Source organism: Pseudonocardia sp. ICBG1034, from assembly GCF_020131375.1.
GTDB lineage: Bacteria > Actinomycetota > Actinomycetes > Mycobacteriales > Pseudonocardiaceae > Pseudonocardia > Pseudonocardia alni.
On record NZ_JAHLEK010000023.1, the window covers coordinates 1,058,533 to 1,072,183 of the forward strand.

The following is a 13,651-nucleotide window of genomic DNA, read 5'->3' on the forward strand; positions in this document are numbered from 1 at the left end:
GATGACAGCCGGTGATGGTACGCGCGGGCGGGGTCGTGGGCCGGGTCGGGGCGGCCCGTGGGACCGGGCATGACCGCTCGTCGACGGGCGGGTGAACGGCGCCGGGTGCGCTCAGAACCAGCGCTCCAGGATCTCGGCGAGCCCGTCGTGGGTGTGCGGTGCCGTCACCTCGTCGGCGAGCCCGACCAGGTCCGGGTGGGCGTTGCCCATCGCGACGCCGAGCCCGGCCCAGCGCAGCATCTCCCGGTCGTTGGGCATGTCGCCGAACGCCACGGTGTCCGCCGCGGTCACCCCGAGACGGCGGGCGACCTCGGCCAGGCCGGTCGCCTTGGTGACCCCGGGGGCGGAGGCCTCCAGCAGCCCCGACGAGTGCGAGAACGTCAGGTCGGCCAGCCCGCCGGCCTTCGGTGCGAGCGCGTCCATCATCTGCTCGCTGGTCAGCTCCGGGGAGCGGATCAGTACCTTCGTCGCCGGGCGGCCGAGAAGGTCCTCGCGGCTGGTGGAGCCGCCGTCGTGCTCGCCCCAGGCGTGTACGTAGCCGGGGTCGGTGAGGAACTCGTCGACGATGCCCCGCACGCCGTCGTCGCCCTCGGCGTTCCCGACGCGCTCGACGCCGAACCCGCAGCCGGGGAACAGCTCCGCGGCGAGGCCGGCGAGCTCGCGGATCGTGGCGGGCTCCAGGGTGTGCGCGCCGAGCACGACGTCGTCGGCGGCGTCGTAGAGCACCGCGCCGTTCGCGCACACGCACAGCCGCACCAGTCCCTCGGGCAGCCGCGCGAGCACCGGCGGGATCCAGCGCGGCGGGCGGCCGGTGACCAGCACGAAGCCGGCGCCGGCGGCGACCGCCCGCTCCAGCACGGCGACGGTGCGCGGGGTGACCGCGCCGCCGCCGTCGAGGAGGGTCCCGTCGACGTCGGTGGCGACGAGCCGGGGCGCGTTCTCGACGATCACACCCAGAGCGTACGGAACCGCGCGGAGACCGCCCCCGGACGACCGCGTGGCGGTTACCCTCGGACGGTGCGCGTTCTGGTGGTGGCGGCCCCGCTGTCGGGACACCTGACACCGCTGTTGCCGCTCGCCCACGCGCTCTGGGACTCCGGGCACGAGGTGCTGCTCGCCGGCGGCGGCGACGCGCACCCGCTCCCCGGCACGGACCCGCTGCCGTTCATCGACGTCGCCCGCAGCCTGCGCGTGGGCAGGCTGGCCGCGCGTTCGCTCGTCGCGCACCCGGTGATCGCGCGGGCCGAGCTGGCCGGGCGCGGCGGCGACGCCGGGGTGCGCTCGCTGTTCGGCCCGGTGAACGAGGAGCTGACCGACGCGCTGGTGACCGTCGCGGAGCAGTGGCGGCCCGACGTCGTGGTGTACGAGCCCCTCGCGGTCGCGGGGGCGCTCGCGGCCGCCCGGCACGACGTCCCGGCGGTGCTGCACGAGAACGGTCTGCTCGACGGGTTCGCGCTGGTCCGCACGCTGCTGGACTCCCGCCCGCTGCAGCGTGCCCGGCTGCGGCACGGGCTGCGCGGGGTCCCGCCGCCGGCGATCGCGCTGACCATCGCCCCGTCGAGCCTGGTCGGGGCGCGCGACGCGCTGGCCGTGCGGCCGGGCCGGGCCCGCGGCCCGGGCCGGTCCTCGCTGCCCGCCTGGCTGAGCGGCCCCTCGGTGCGCCCGCGGGTGCTGGTGCTGCGCGGCGGCGGACCGGTGCGCGGGGACCTGCAGTCCTCCGCGGTGCGTGCGCTGCCGGGCGTCCGCGCCGACGGCACGGACTGCGAGCTCGTGCTCGTCCGTCCCCCGGCGCGGCTGCTGCGCCACCACGGGCCGGGGGTGCGCACCGTCGGGCGGGTCCCGCTGGACGAGCTGCTGCCGGCCTGCGCGGCGGTGCTGCACGACGGAAGCGCCGCGCACGTACTGGCCGCGCTCGCCGCGGGCGTCCCGCAGCTCGCGCTGCCCGGGCCCGGCGACCGGCGGCACAACGCCGAGCTGGTCGCCGCCCGCGGCGCCGGGCTGGGCGGCCCGTTCACCGCCGACACCCTGCGCAGGCTGCTGCACGACGGCGAGCTCGCGGCCGCCGCCCGCGACGTCCGCGCCGAGATCGCCGCGATGCCGACGCCGCAGGCCAGGGTCGAGGTGCTGACCGCCCTGGCCTGAGCGGCGCCGGGACCGAGGGTCTAGAAGACGGCGACCGCGACGATCAGGCCGAGCGCGACGTGCGCGGCCGCGACGACCTTCGCCACCGCCCGCGGCTCGTCGGACTGGATGACCTCGCCGATGTCGATGCCGGTCACCCACTCCAGCAGCCGCACCGCGGCGACCTGGGCGATGATCCCGATCAGGCCGAACACCAGCGACGACACGACACCCTGCAGCAGCGAGCCGTACGAGCCGTAGATCGCGGTGACGATGATGAACGCCATCGACAGCATCCCGGCCGAGGTGATCGTGACCGCGTTCGGCAGGCCGCCGCGGACCATCGCCGGGAGCTTGCCCGGCGTGGTGAGGTCGATGGCCCAGAAGCCGACCAGCATGAGCAGGGTGCCGATCACGGCGTAGAGCAGGATCGCGCCGACACCGCGGCCGAGGAAGCCCCAGTACGTGGCGTCGAACGCCTGGGCGAGGATCACGGGAGGTACCTCCGGGGAGCGGGGGTGAGCAGGAACTGGTGCGGGAACGGGGGTCAGGACTCGGGGATGCGGTGCGGCACGAAGGCCGCGCCGTCGTCGGTGATCAGGCCGGCGGTCTCGCGGATGCCGAGCCCGGCGGCGGTGTCACCGACCAGCCAGGCGCCCAGGCACGGACGGAACCCGTCGAACTCGGGCAGCGGGTCGAACATCTGGTAGACGAAGCCCTCGTCGCCGTAGACGCCGCCGGTGGCGGTCTCGTGGCCGGGGGCGACGATCTGGATGTTGGCGCCCTCGCGGCCCAGCAGGGGCTTGCGGACGTACTCGGTGAGGATGCCGGGGTTGCCGAGCGAGGCGGGCAGCAGGTTCGGGTGCCCGGGGTACATCTCCCAGAGCACCGCGAGCAGCGCCTTGTTCGACAGCAGGGTCTTCCACAGCGGTTCGAGCCACAGCGTCTCGGGCAGGCTGCGGGTGACGTGCTTGCCGAACTCGTCGGACAGCATCCACTCCCACGGGTAGAGCTTGAACACCGTCGACATCGGAGCTTCCTCGAGGTCGACGAAGCGGTCCAGTGCGGAGTCCCAGCCGATGTCCTCGATGGACAGTCCGACGGTGTCGAGGCCCGCCTCGGCGGCGGTCTCCTGCAGGTAGCCGACGGTGATGTGGTCCTCGCCGGTGGACTCGGCACCGGACCAGGTGACGTGCACCTCCGACGACGGCAGCAGACCCTTGATCTCACCCCAGCGCTCGACGAGCTTCTCGTGCAGGGAGTTCCACTGGTCGTCGCCCGGATGGACGTCCTGCAGCCAGTGCCACTGCAGGATCGAGGCCTCCAGCAGCGAGGTGGGGGTGTCCGCGTTGTACTCGAGCAGCTTGGCCGGGCCGGAGCCGTCGTAGCGGAGGTCGAAGCGGCCGTAGAGGTGCGGGTCGGAGCGGCGCCAGGACTGCGCGACCTGCTCCCAGCACCACTCGGGCAGCGCGAAGTCCCGGAAACGCTCGGTGGTGACCACGTGGTCGACCGCCGACAGGCACATCGACTGGAGCACCTCGACGTCGGCCTCGAGGGACAGGACCTCGTCCATCTCGAAGACGTAGTGCACCGACTCGTCCCAGTAGGGCCGCTCGTTGCCCGAGCCGTCCCGGCCGGGGGTGCCGAAGGCGAGGCCCTGCTCGGCGACGGTGCGCTGCCAGTCCGGACGGGGGGTGCCGCGTTCGCGTCGCACGCCTCAGCTCCCGCTGGACGAGCCGGACCCGCCCGAGGACGACGACGACCCGCCGCCGACGCCGAGACCGCCCCGGGAGATCGTGCCGCTGCGGTTCGCCGAGCCGATGGTCGAGCCGGTCGTGCCGCTGCGGACCGTGGTGCCGCTCGGCGGCGGGGACACGTTCCCGCCGGTCGCGACCTGGCCGACGCCGCCGCTGCCGCCGTAGTTGTAGTGGTACTGCCGGCCGCCGCCGCCCAGGAAGATCGGCACGAAGGCGAAGCCGCCGCCCCCGTTGGAGACCTGGCCCTGGCTCTCCGGGCCGCTGCAGTTGTCGTCCGGCACGACGACGCCCTGGTCGTCGACGCAGCGCGCCTCGACCGACTCGCTGCCGCCGCCGGACCCGGCGTACACGGCCGCGATCAGGGCGACGACGCCGACGGTCGCGCCGGCGCCGATCAGCACCCGCTTCGTGGTCTTGGAGCGGGCCTCCTTGAGCCGCACCGCCTCGCGGTCCGCGCGCAGCTTCTGCTCGCGGGCGCGCTTCTCCGCGAGCGTGGGCTCGCGGGGCGCGGTGCTGCCGTCCTGCTGCCGGATCCGGCCGCGCGGGGCCTCGGCGGGCTGCTCGGCGGGCGCACTCGCCCACGGCGCCGTCGCCGGTCCGTCGGTCTGCGGTGTCGGCGTCGTCGACTGCGGCTCCGGTGTCGCGCCCCCCGGTGTCGCCCTCGGCGTACCGGCGGGCGGCGTGCTGTCGTCCGGGCCGCCGCCGGCGCGCGGTCCGTCGGTCATCGCTGGTCCCCCATCGTCACTCCCGTCCCCCGCGCGCACCGTACCGGGACCGGCCGACGACCACCGGCCGTTCCCGGATGACGATTCGGCTGCGTTTCGCCCACGCCCGCGCGGACGAGTGGTCGCGGCACCCCGTCGCACCGGGCGGACCTGCACGTTCACAGCATCCGGCCGACCGACCGCCGCGCCGGGGCACCGGCCGGGTGAAGCCGGGTCGACCCCGGCTGCATGATGGGGGACGTCATGGATTCCCGCTCCCCCGCCGGCTCCGACCGGCCCGACGCGACCGGCCGCACCGCCGTCCACGGCGGGCAGGGCACGACCTCGGTGCTGTCCCGGCCGTCGGCCACCCCGGTGGTCCCGACCCGTCGGCGACGGTCGTCGGAGACCTCCGGACGGGCGGGCGCCGGGCGGGGCGGGCTCCTCGGGGCCCGCCGGGTCGGCGTCGGGATCCTCGTCGGCGCACTGCTGATGCTGACCGTCGCGTCGGTGGACTCGCTGCTCGGCGCCGAGGTGCCGGTGCTGGGCTCGTTCGCGTCCTCCGGGGCGCCGAAGGTGGACGAGCCCCCGCCGCTGCCGCCCCCGCCGGACACCGCGGGCACCTGCCTGAACTGGACCCGCTCCGACGCGACCGACACCGCCGCCGTCGACTGCGCCCGGCCGCACCTGTTCGAGCAGGCGGGTCGGGTCGCGCTGGCCGACCAGCCGACGTTCCCGGCCGACGGGGCCTGGCAGAAACTCGTCGCCGACCGCTGCACCCCGGTGGTCACGAAGTACCTGAACGGCAGGTTCGACCCTGACGGGAAGTTCCGGGTGGGCGCGCTCAAGCCGTCGCAGCAGCGCTGGGACGGCGGCGACAAGGGCATGCGCTGCGGCCTGCAGATGGCCTCGCGGAGCGGGGAGATGTTCCCGATCACCGGCAAGGTCGCCGCGCAGGACCAGTCCGCGGTCCAGCCGGTGGGAACCTGCCTCGGCATCGACGGCCGCACCGTCGGCGACCCGACCGACTGCGCCGGGCCGCACGCCGTCGAGGCCGTCGGGCTGGTCGACCTGGGTACCGAGTTCACGGGGGCCTGGCCGGCCGTCGAGGACCAGGACAAGTTCCTCCAGCCCGCCTGCACCGAGGCCGCCAACACCTTCGCCGGCAACGACCAGGTGATCGGCGCCAAGGGCCTCACCGTCTACTGGGGCAACCTCTCCGAGGAGTCCTGGAAGGCCGGCAGCCGCAAGGTCAACTGCAACATCGGCACCCTGCTGCCGGACAACAGCGGTTTCGCCTCGATCACCGGCTCGGTGAAGGGGAACCTGGTCGTCTCCGGGCAGCCCGCCGCTCCGGCACCGTCCGCGCCCGGTGCGCCCGCCGGTCCGGACGGTGCCCCGGCCGACGGGTCGGCCACCCCGGCCCCCGGCTCGCAGGCCCCGGTCGAGCAGCCCGACGGCGAGCAGCCCGCCGCCCCCGACGGCGGAGCCGGACAGCCGGACCTCGACATCCCGCCCGGCCTGCCCGGGCTGTCGGGCAACTGACGTGCCGGTGGCGATGCCCGCCGACCGGTTCGACGAGCTGGTCGGCGAGGCGCTCGACCTCGTGCCCGCCGAGCTCGCCGCGGCGATGGACAACGTCGTCGTGCTGGTCGAGCCGCGCCACCCCGACGAGCCGGACCTGCTCGGCCTCTACGAGGGCGTCGCGCTGACCGAGCGCACGGCGGACTACGCGGGCGAGCTGCCGGACCGGATCACCGTGTACCGCGACGCCGTCCTCGACTTCTGCGAGGACGAGGAGCAGGTCGTCGACGAGGTCGCGATCACCGTCGTCCACGAGATCGCGCACCACTTCGGCATCTCCGAGGAGAAGCTGCACGAACTCGGCTGGGGCTGACCCCTACCGGTGGGTGGCGCGCCGCCCGCCGGGCATCGCGTCCCACAGCTCCGGGACCCAGCCGCCGGGGTCGCGACGCAGCACGACCCGGCCGGTGTTGGGGACCGGGCGCTCGCGGCCGTAGGTGACGTCGGGGTGGCCGGGTCCGGAGCCGTCGTGCCCGCCGAGCAGCGCCAGCGACAGGATCCGGATCGCCGCCCCGTGGCTGACGACGACGACCGCCCCCTCCGCCACGCCGGAGGTCACCGCGGCGAGGTCGGGCAGCGCCCGGTCCCAGACGTCGCGGGCGGACTCACCGCCGGGCATCGCGCGGTCGACGTCGCCGTCCCACCAGGCCTCGAAGACCTCGTCGAACGCGGCGCGGGCGTCGTCGCCCTCCTGACCCTCGAGGTCCCCGACGAACACCTCGTGCAGACCCTGGAGCAGCTCCACCCCGCGTCCGAGCACGCGGCCGATCGGGGCGGCGGTCTCCTGCGCCCGGGTCGCCCGTGACGCGTACAGGCCCCGCACGGGCCACCCGGCGAGCAGCCCGGCGACCTCCTCGGCCTGCGCGTGACCCAGCTCGTCCAGCCCGGGGCCCGGCAGCGCGGTGTCGAGGCGATGCCGCACGTTCGACGGGGTGCGGCCGTGCCGGACCAGCACCAGGCGCAGCGCGCCGTCGTCCGGCGGGACCTGCGCGGTCCGGGTGCCGGTGCCGACGGCCGCGAAGGAGGCGGCGCCGTCGTGCTCGTCGTCGGTCTGGTGGCTCACGTGTCGGCTCCCCGTCGGACCGCGGCGAGCCAGCGCTCGGACGCGGCGTAGTCGTCGGCGGTGGCGACACCGAGCGCCGCCACCGGGCTCCCCACGCCGGCCGCCGGGGCGTCCGGTGCGGGATCGGATCGTGGGAACGACCCGAGGTAGATCAGCCGGTCGCAGCGACGGTGCAGTGCGGCCAGGGCCTCGCCCATCGCCGGGTCGGCGACGTGGCCCGAGCAGTCGAGGTGGAACCAGTACTCGGCGTGGCGCTCCTTCACCGGGCGGGACTCGATCCGGGTCAGGTCGATGCCGCGGACGGCGATCTCGGTGAGCAGGCCGAGCAGGGTGCCGGGGCGGTTCGTCGTCGTCGCGGCGAGGGTGGTGCGGTCCCAGCCGGTCGGCGACGGCGGCGGGCCGGGGCGGGTCAGCAGCACGAAGCGGGTGACGGCGCCCGCGTTGTCGGCGATGTCGTCGGCCAGCACCTCCAGGCCGTGCTGCGTGGCGGCGAGCGGGGCGGCGACGGCGGCGTCGACCTCGCCCCGGGCGGCCTGGGCCGCGGCCTCCGCCGTGGAGGAGCTGACCCGGACCTCGGCGGCCGGCAGGTGCTCGGCGAGCCAGCCGCGGGTCTGGGCGATGCCGTGGCCGTGGGAGGCGACCGAGCGGATCGCGTCACGCGTGGTGCCCGGGCGGCCCATCAGGCAGAACCGGACTGCGATCCGGGCCTCGCGGGCGATCACCAGCGGCGGGTCGGAGACGAGCCCGTCGAGCACCGGCGGGACGGCGCCCTCGACGGTGTTCTCGATCGGCACGCAGCCGGCGTCGACGGAGCCGTCGCGGACGGCCGCCAGCACCGCGGGGGCGCCGGGCAGCGGCACGAGCTCCGCGCCACGCGACTCGGGCAGGGTCAGCAGGGCCTGCTCGGTGAACGTGGCGTGCGGCCCCAGGAATCCGATCCGCATCCGATCCGTCCTGATCAGTCCAGCAGCCCGAGGGCGACGAGGTCGGCGATCGGCACCGGCTCCGGGTCGACGCCGCAGCGCGGCAGGACGGTGCGGACCTGCTCGACGGCGGCCTCGGGCAGCTCGTCGAGCTCCCGGGCCAGCTTCTCGCCGTCGGTGCAGGCCAGGGCATCCTCGGCCGGGTCGGGCGAGGCGCTGACCCCGGTCATCCGCGCGACGGCGGCGATCAGGTTCAGCAGGCCGTGGCGGCCGCGGGGCGTCGACGCGGACGGGTCCTCGCGGACGATCCGGTCGATGCCCTGGGCCGAGATCCCGCCGGTGCCGCTCTCCAGGCCGGCCAGCAGGAACTTGTGCACGTCCACGATCTCCGGCACGTCGGAGGCGCGCGGCCCGCCGAGGCGGATCTTCGGGGTGCAGCCGTGCTCGGCGACCTTGCGGACGGCGGCGAGCCAGGCGAGCGTGCCGTCGGCGTCCCCCTCGACGGGGCGGCGCGGCTCCACGACCGGGGTCACCTCGTCCGGCACGAACTCCGAGACGCGCTCGAGCCAGATGCCGTCGACGTCCGGCGGTGCGGCGCACTCGACGGTGCTCGGGGTGAGCAGGCTGGAGCGGGAGAACACGGTCGACAGCGCCTTCGGCACCGCACCCAGCCCGGTGTCGACGACGAGGGCCAGCTCCGCCGGCCGGCTCGGCGCGGAACGGGCGAGCTCGGTGACGACGGCGGGCAGCTGCGACGCGGGGCAGACCAGCCGTCCGACGAGGCCTCCGTAGTGGCCGTCGCGGGCGGCGAGATAGCGCGACACGACGGCGTCGACGCCCGGTGCGACGGTCCTCGGCTGCAGCAGGCTGGTGTCGTCGACCAGCGCGGCGAGCAGCGGACGGATCGGCCACGGGTCGGCTGAGGAACCCGAGGGCACGGTCATCACGTCGACAGACGCTAACGGTCGGGTCACGGCGACCCATCAACGGGGGTTGCCCCCCTGTGTGCGCAGCCACTGGACAGGCAATACTTCCGACTGCTTAGGTAAGGGTTACCTAATCGGAGGTGAGAGTGGGAACGACCCGAGTGCGCCGCCCCCCGACGCCCGCCGTCGCCGAGCGAGCCCGCAGCCTCGTCACCCGTGGTGGCCGCGCGGCACTCGTCGGCACCGGCGAGCCGGAACCGTGTGCGCCGCTGATGCACCACACCTGGCCGGACGGCACGACCGACCTGCTGCTGCCCGACGACCACGTGCTCCGCGAGCGGGCCCGGCTCACCCTCGGTGGGCTCCCGGTGATGCTCGAGCTGACCGGCAGCACACCGGTGCCGCTCGACGAGCCGGTCCGGGAGCTGCTGTGGCTGGTCGGGACGCTGGACGAGCCCGACCCGGTCACCGGCCGGGAGCGGGCGCTACGGCTCGCCGAGAAGGCCCCGCACCCCAACCTCCTCGACGCCGGGCGCGGCGCCACCCTGCTGCGGCTGCACCCGTCGTCGGCGGTCTACTCCGACGCCGAGGGCTGCGCGCCGGTCTCGCCGACCGAGCTCGCGGCCGCCGAGCCCGACCCGTTCTGCCGGGTCGAGCAGGTGTGGCTGGAGCATCTGGACCGGGCGCACCCGGAGATGCTGTGCGCGCTGCGCCGCCATCTGCCCGACGGGCTGGGGTTCACCGGCGGCCGGGTCCGCCCGGTCGGCGTGGACCGCTTCGGGCTCCGCGTGCGGGTACCCACCGCGACCGGCACCCAGGACGTGCGGCTGGCGTTCTCCGCGCCCGCGGACACGCCCGAGGAGCTGCAGCGCCGGTTCGCCGAGCTGGTGGGCTGCCCGGCGGCCGGGGGCCGCTGAGCCGGGTCAGGGACCGGCGGGTGCCAGGTGCTCGGCCTGCACCTTCCGGGTCACCTTCCGCTCGGCGACGAAGGACGCGACCGGGATGGTTCCCGCGGCCAGGACGACCACGGCGAACACCGGCTTCCACCGGCAGCGCTCGGCCAGGATCAGCGTGCACACGATGTAGATCATGTACAGGAAGCCGTGCACCATCCCGATCAGCGCGACCGGCCGCGGGTCGCCGAACAGGTACTTCGCCGGCATCGCGTAGAAGGTCAGCAGCAGCAGGCCGACGCCGGTGACCCAGGCGGAGATCCGGTAGGCCTTCAGAGCGGTCGCGACGGTCACGGGGTGGACTCCTCCCGGTGCCGGGCCGCCAGGCGGGCCAGCTCCTCGTTGTAGGCCCGCAGCTGCGGGTCGGTGCTGCGGGGCGGGGCGGCGTTCGCCGGGCGGGACGTGAACGGCGACGGCCCGGCCGGGGGTGCCGGGACGGCAGGCTCGGCGGTCGATGCCGAAGCCGGTGTCGGGGCCGGCGCAGCGGCCGGTGTCGGGGCAGCGGACGGGACGGTCCCCGCGACCGCCGTCCCCGACCCGGCGACGGGTGCCTCCGCGGCCGACGGCGCCCTGTCCGGCGTCCCCGCGGTCCCGCCGGGTCCGGCCGCGCCCGCCGCCTTCAGGTCGGCGATCTCCATGCTCAGGAAGCGCCACCACATGACGCCGAAGAAGACGGCGAACAGCGGCCACTGCAGGCCGTAGCCCACGTTGAGGGCCGAGCCCATCGCCGATCCCGCACGTCCCCACTGCCAGACGGCCAGCCAGGTGCAGGCGACCATCGCGCCGAGTGTGAGGACGTGCCAGACCATCCACCTCGGGGACAGCAGCAGCCGCATCACGCCGACCAGGGTACGCACCCCGGCATGGCGACGGCCCGGCCCCGACGAGCGCTCGGTCACTCGCCCGTCCGGTGGGCTCACCCCTCCGGCGGTCTCGCCCACCCGGTCGGCTCCCGCGCGGTGATCCTCGGTTCGCGCGGTGATCCGCGGACCGCGCGTGTCCGGACGCGCGCGAGCCGCGGATCAGCGCGCGCGATGCCGATCAGCGCGGTACGGATCAGCTGCCCACGCCCCACCGGCGACCCCGCGGCTCGGCCCGCGGAGCCCTCCGACACCCGGTGCGATGATCGGCCCATGACGAGCGGACCGGTCCCGGCACGACCGCGTGGGGCCCTGCGGGACTGGCTGGGCCCGGCGCCCCCGTCGTTCCCGGGCGTCGCCACCGACCCCCGCGAGCGACGGCTGATCGGCCTGGAGATCGCCGTCGTCCTGACCGTGACGCTGGGCCTGTCCGCGGTGCGCAGCGCGCTGTCGCTGCTCGAGGCCCTGCTGAACCCCGCCCCGCTCGCCGACCAGCAGGTCACCCTGAACGCGCCCGCGTCCACCGACGCCTGGATCGACCTCGCGTTCCAGCTGGTCCGCGCGCTGCAGCTGGCCGGATGGGGCGCGCTGGCCGCCTACCTGCTGCTGCGGGCGGGCATCGCGCTGCGCCGGGTCGGGCTCGACGGGCGGCGGCCGTGGCGCGACGCGGCGCACTCCGCGGGCCTGGCCGCGCTGATCGGCCTCCCCGGGCTGGGGCTCTACCTGGTCGGACGGCTCGCCGGGATCACCCCGGACGTCGCGCCCAGCACGCTGACCGACCAGTGGTGGCGGATCCCGGTGCTGGTGCTGTCCGCGGCGGCGAACTCCTGGGCGGAGGAGGTCGTCATGATCGGCTACCTGCTCACCCGGCTGCGGCGGCTCGGCTGGTCGGAGAACCGGTCGGCGTTCGCGGCCGCCGTCCTGCGCGGGTGCTACCACCTCTACCAGGGGATCGGCGCGTTCGTCGGCAACCTCGTCATGGGCCTGGTGTTCGCGCGCTACTGGCAGCGGACGAACCGGCTGTGGCCGCTCGTCGGCGCCCATCTGCTGATCGACGTCGTGGCGTTCGTGGGGTACGCACTGCTCGGTGGCGTGCTTCCGTTCTGACTCGGGAAAGCGGCCCTCACCAGCGGAGAGGTGACCCTGTCCAACTGAGACGGACACCCTTTCTGGAGCCGTTCCAGGAAAAGCCTCCAGTCGCTAACCTGGATGACATGACCGACGAGTCGAAGTTCCACGCCCTGCTCCGCGACCAGGTCCGGAGCGAGTTCACCGCCGCCCAGCAGTACCTCGCGATCGCCGTCTGGCTCGACGACGCCGACCTCCCGCAGCTGGCGGCGCACTTCTACGCGCAGGCCGTCGAGGAGCGCAACCACGCGATGATGATGGTCCGGTACCAGCTGGACAACGACCTCACGGCGACCATCCCCTCGGTCGGCGAGGTGCAGAACGACTTCGCCTCGGTCGAGGAGCTCGTGCAGCTCGCGCTGACCCAGGAGAAGCAGGTCACCGAGCAGATCACCACGCTGGCCCGCACCGCCCGCGACGAGGACGACTACCTCGGCGAGCAGTTCCTGCAGTGGTTCCTGAAGGAGCAGGTGGAGGAGGTCGCCTCGATGACGACGCTGCTCACCATCGTCCGCCGCGCCGGCGACGACCTGTTCCACGTCGAGGACTTCGTGGCCCGCGAGCTCGCGCGCGGCGACGCCGCCGACGCGACCGCCCCGGCCGCCGCGGGCGGCGCCCTGTAGGACCCCCTCGTCGGTCCGGCCCGGGTCCCGGCGCTCCTCGCAGGAGCGCCGGGGCCGGCGGCCGTCTAGCGCAGGGTGATCTGCTTGCCCGCGAGCACGTCGCGCGCCCGGTGCTCGGACTCGGTCAGCGGCGTGGCGTCCAACCCGGCCACCGCCTCGTCGAGCCGCTTCGCGAACTCCGCGGCGGGACCCGCCCACTCCGAGGAGTGCATCTCCCGGTCGACGTCCCAGACCGGCACGAGCAGCCCGTGCGCCCGGAACGACCCGGCGTAGCGGGAACCCTCGCCCAGCTCCAGGCCGCCCTGACCGGACAGCCGCGCCAGCGCCGCCATCAGCGTCGTCTCGTCCTCGGTCCGCACCCAGCGCACGTGCGCCTTGGACCCGGTGTCGACCCAGTACGCGCCGCGCACGCCGTCGGCGGTGACCGCCTCGGTCGGCATGATCACCGAGTTGGCGCGCTCCAGCATCGCCTGGGCCTCGGGGTCCGGGCTCTCCGACGGCAGCCACCACGCGAAGTCGGCGTGCACCGTCGGCTCCAGCGGCGTACCGGGCTCCAGTACGTCCTGCAGCCGCTCGCCGGTGTGCCGCCCGGCGCCGACGACCGGCAGCGACGACCCCGGCTCGGCCGAGCGCGCCCAGGCGAGCGCCCCGGCCAGGTCGGCCGAGAGGTCCCCGGAGCGGGTCTGGACCTGCATACCGAGCAGGACCTCGCCGTTGTCGCGCACGATCGCGGCGGACGCGCCCGGCAGCACCGAGGCCAGCGTGACCGGACCACCGGAGCGGACCGGGAGGGCCGCCGTCGCCGAGGGGAGGAACTCCCGCATGGCGACGAGGTCGGGCTCCGCCGCGAGGCCCTCGAACGGCCGGATGACGATCACGTCGTCACCGGCGCCGTGGCAGGCCTTGTACCGCTTGCCGGAGCCGCAGGGGCACGGCCGGCGCGGGTTGTCCCCCGCGTCGGCGGTGCTGGCACGGTTGCGCGTCTTCTTACCCATCGCCGGGCAAGGTA

Annotated in this window: 16 protein-coding genes; 6 read left to right on the plus strand and 10 right to left on the minus strand. The window is 75.0% G+C overall.

Annotation, left to right across the window (positions count from 1 at the left end):
- Window positions 1–111: 111 nt before the first annotated feature.
- Window positions 112–951 (minus strand): HAD family hydrolase, encoded by an 840-nt coding sequence (locus tag KPF22_RS29485; RefSeq protein WP_224403958.1) that lies wholly within the window; start codon window positions 949–951, stop codon window positions 112–114.
- Between the two features lie 66 nt (window positions 952–1,017).
- Between KPF22_RS29485 and KPF22_RS29490 the strand changes: the two genes are divergently transcribed.
- Window positions 1,018–2,142 carry a nucleotide disphospho-sugar-binding domain-containing protein gene (locus KPF22_RS29490; RefSeq protein WP_208818717.1) on the plus strand — a complete coding sequence of 375 codons (1,125 nt, stop codon included), beginning with the start codon at window positions 1,018–1,020 and terminating at the stop codon, window positions 2,140–2,142.
- Between the two features lie 20 nt (window positions 2,143–2,162).
- On the opposite strand, the gene KPF22_RS29495 is transcribed toward KPF22_RS29490, so the two are convergent.
- The 3 genes from KPF22_RS29495 to KPF22_RS29505 are packed head-to-tail and all read right to left on the minus strand — an operon-like array spanning window position 2,163 to window position 4,603.
- Window positions 2,163–2,615, minus strand: coding sequence for a DUF350 domain-containing protein (locus tag KPF22_RS29495; RefSeq protein ID WP_083474448.1), 453 nt, complete (start codon window positions 2,613–2,615; stop codon window positions 2,163–2,165).
- 53 nt (window positions 2,616–2,668) lie between these two features.
- A complete protein-coding gene (locus KPF22_RS29500) occupies window positions 2,669–3,835 on the minus strand; it encodes a glutathionylspermidine synthase family protein (RefSeq protein WP_208818718.1) in 1,167 nt (388 codons plus the stop codon).
- Between the two features lie 3 nt (window positions 3,836–3,838).
- Window positions 3,839–4,603 carry a hypothetical protein gene (locus tag KPF22_RS29505; RefSeq protein WP_224403959.1) on the minus strand — a complete coding sequence of 255 codons (765 nt, stop codon included), beginning with the start codon at window positions 4,601–4,603 and terminating at the stop codon, window positions 3,839–3,841.
- A gap of 243 nt (window positions 4,604–4,846) precedes the next feature.
- Here KPF22_RS29505 and KPF22_RS29510 point away from each other — a divergent pair, with 243 nt between their 5' ends.
- Entirely contained in the window at window positions 4,847–6,127 is a 1,281-nt protein-coding gene (locus KPF22_RS29510; protein WP_224403960.1) for a septum formation family protein, read from the plus strand.
- Between the two features lies 1 nt (window position 6,128).
- Window positions 6,129–6,479 (plus strand): metallopeptidase family protein, encoded by a 351-nt coding sequence (locus tag KPF22_RS29515; protein WP_202968062.1) that lies wholly within the window; start codon window positions 6,129–6,131, stop codon window positions 6,477–6,479.
- A 3-nt stretch (window positions 6,480–6,482) separates the two neighbouring features.
- Here KPF22_RS29515 and KPF22_RS29520 read toward each other — a convergent pair whose 3' ends face one another.
- Genes KPF22_RS29520 through KPF22_RS29530 form a run of 3 tightly spaced genes read right to left on the minus strand, consistent with a single transcriptional unit; the run spans window position 6,483 to window position 9,096 of the window.
- The gene (locus tag KPF22_RS29520) at window positions 6,483–7,229 is read right to left on the minus strand and encodes a histidine phosphatase family protein (RefSeq protein ID WP_224403961.1); all 747 of its coding nucleotides are present in this window, start codon (window positions 7,227–7,229) and stop codon (window positions 6,483–6,485) included.
- Window positions 7,226–8,173: a prephenate dehydratase gene (gene pheA / locus KPF22_RS29525; RefSeq protein WP_208818722.1), complete on the minus strand. Its 948-nt coding sequence runs from the start codon at window positions 8,171–8,173 to the stop codon at window positions 7,226–7,228. Before pheA ends, KPF22_RS29520 begins: the two co-directional genes overlap by 4 nt.
- A gap of 14 nt (window positions 8,174–8,187) precedes the next feature.
- On the minus strand, window positions 8,188–9,096 hold the full coding sequence (locus KPF22_RS29530) for a hypothetical protein (protein WP_208818742.1): 909 nt from the start codon (window positions 9,094–9,096) through the stop codon (window positions 8,188–8,190).
- Between the two features lie 128 nt (window positions 9,097–9,224).
- Between KPF22_RS29530 and KPF22_RS29535 the strand changes: the two genes are divergently transcribed.
- Window positions 9,225–9,995, plus strand: coding sequence for a DUF2470 domain-containing protein (locus KPF22_RS29535; RefSeq protein WP_224403962.1), 771 nt, complete (start codon window positions 9,225–9,227; stop codon window positions 9,993–9,995).
- A 6-nt stretch (window positions 9,996–10,001) separates the two neighbouring features.
- Here the strand turns inward: KPF22_RS29535 and KPF22_RS29540 are convergent, their stop codons facing one another.
- Window positions 10,002–10,325 (minus strand): DUF3817 domain-containing protein, encoded by a 324-nt coding sequence (locus KPF22_RS29540; protein ID WP_208818724.1) that lies wholly within the window; start codon window positions 10,323–10,325, stop codon window positions 10,002–10,004.
- A complete protein-coding gene (locus tag KPF22_RS29545; protein ID WP_224404002.1) occupies window positions 10,322–10,867 on the minus strand; it encodes a hypothetical protein in 546 nt (181 codons plus the stop codon). Before KPF22_RS29545 ends, KPF22_RS29540 begins: the two co-directional genes overlap by 4 nt.
- Window positions 10,868–11,164: 297 nt before the next feature.
- Here KPF22_RS29545 and KPF22_RS29550 point away from each other — a divergent pair, with 297 nt between their 5' ends.
- Window positions 11,165–11,998, plus strand: coding sequence for a CPBP family intramembrane glutamic endopeptidase (locus KPF22_RS29550; protein WP_224403963.1), 834 nt, complete (start codon window positions 11,165–11,167; stop codon window positions 11,996–11,998).
- A 107-nt stretch (window positions 11,999–12,105) separates the two neighbouring features.
- A complete protein-coding gene (locus KPF22_RS29555) occupies window positions 12,106–12,642 on the plus strand; it encodes a ferritin (RefSeq protein WP_062399158.1) in 537 nt (178 codons plus the stop codon).
- A 65-nt stretch (window positions 12,643–12,707) separates the two neighbouring features.
- Here the strand turns inward: KPF22_RS29555 and KPF22_RS29560 are convergent, their stop codons facing one another.
- Complete coding sequence (locus KPF22_RS29560; protein ID WP_100879147.1) at window positions 12,708–13,637, minus strand: DUF5926 family protein; 930 nt, start codon at window positions 13,635–13,637, stop codon at window positions 12,708–12,710.
- Window positions 13,638–13,651 lie beyond the last annotated feature (14 nt).

Coding starts and splice junctions, on each gene's coding strand:
- KPF22_RS29505 (WP_224403959.1), bottom strand. CDS start 4,603: ATGACCGACGGACCGCGCGCCGGCGGCGGCCCGGACGACAGCACGCCG.
- KPF22_RS29510 (WP_224403960.1), top strand. CDS start 4,847: ATGGATTCCCGCTCCCCCGCCGGCTCCGACCGGCCCGACGCGACCGGC.
- pheA (WP_208818722.1), bottom strand. CDS start 8,173: ATGCGGATCGGATTCCTGGGGCCGCACGCCACGTTCACCGAGCAGGCC.
- KPF22_RS29530 (WP_208818742.1), bottom strand. CDS start 9,096: ATGACCGTGCCCTCGGGTTCCTCAGCCGACCCGTGGCCGATCCGTCCG.
- KPF22_RS29545 (WP_224404002.1), bottom strand. CDS start 10,867: ATGCGGCTGCTGCTGTCCCCGAGGTGGATGGTCTGGCACGTCCTCACA.
- KPF22_RS29550 (WP_224403963.1), top strand. CDS start 11,165: ATGACGAGCGGACCGGTCCCGGCACGACCGCGTGGGGCCCTGCGGGAC.
- KPF22_RS29555 (WP_062399158.1), top strand. CDS start 12,106: ATGACCGACGAGTCGAAGTTCCACGCCCTGCTCCGCGACCAGGTCCGG.
- KPF22_RS29560 (WP_100879147.1), bottom strand. CDS start 13,637: ATGGGTAAGAAGACGCGCAACCGTGCCAGCACCGCCGACGCGGGGGAC.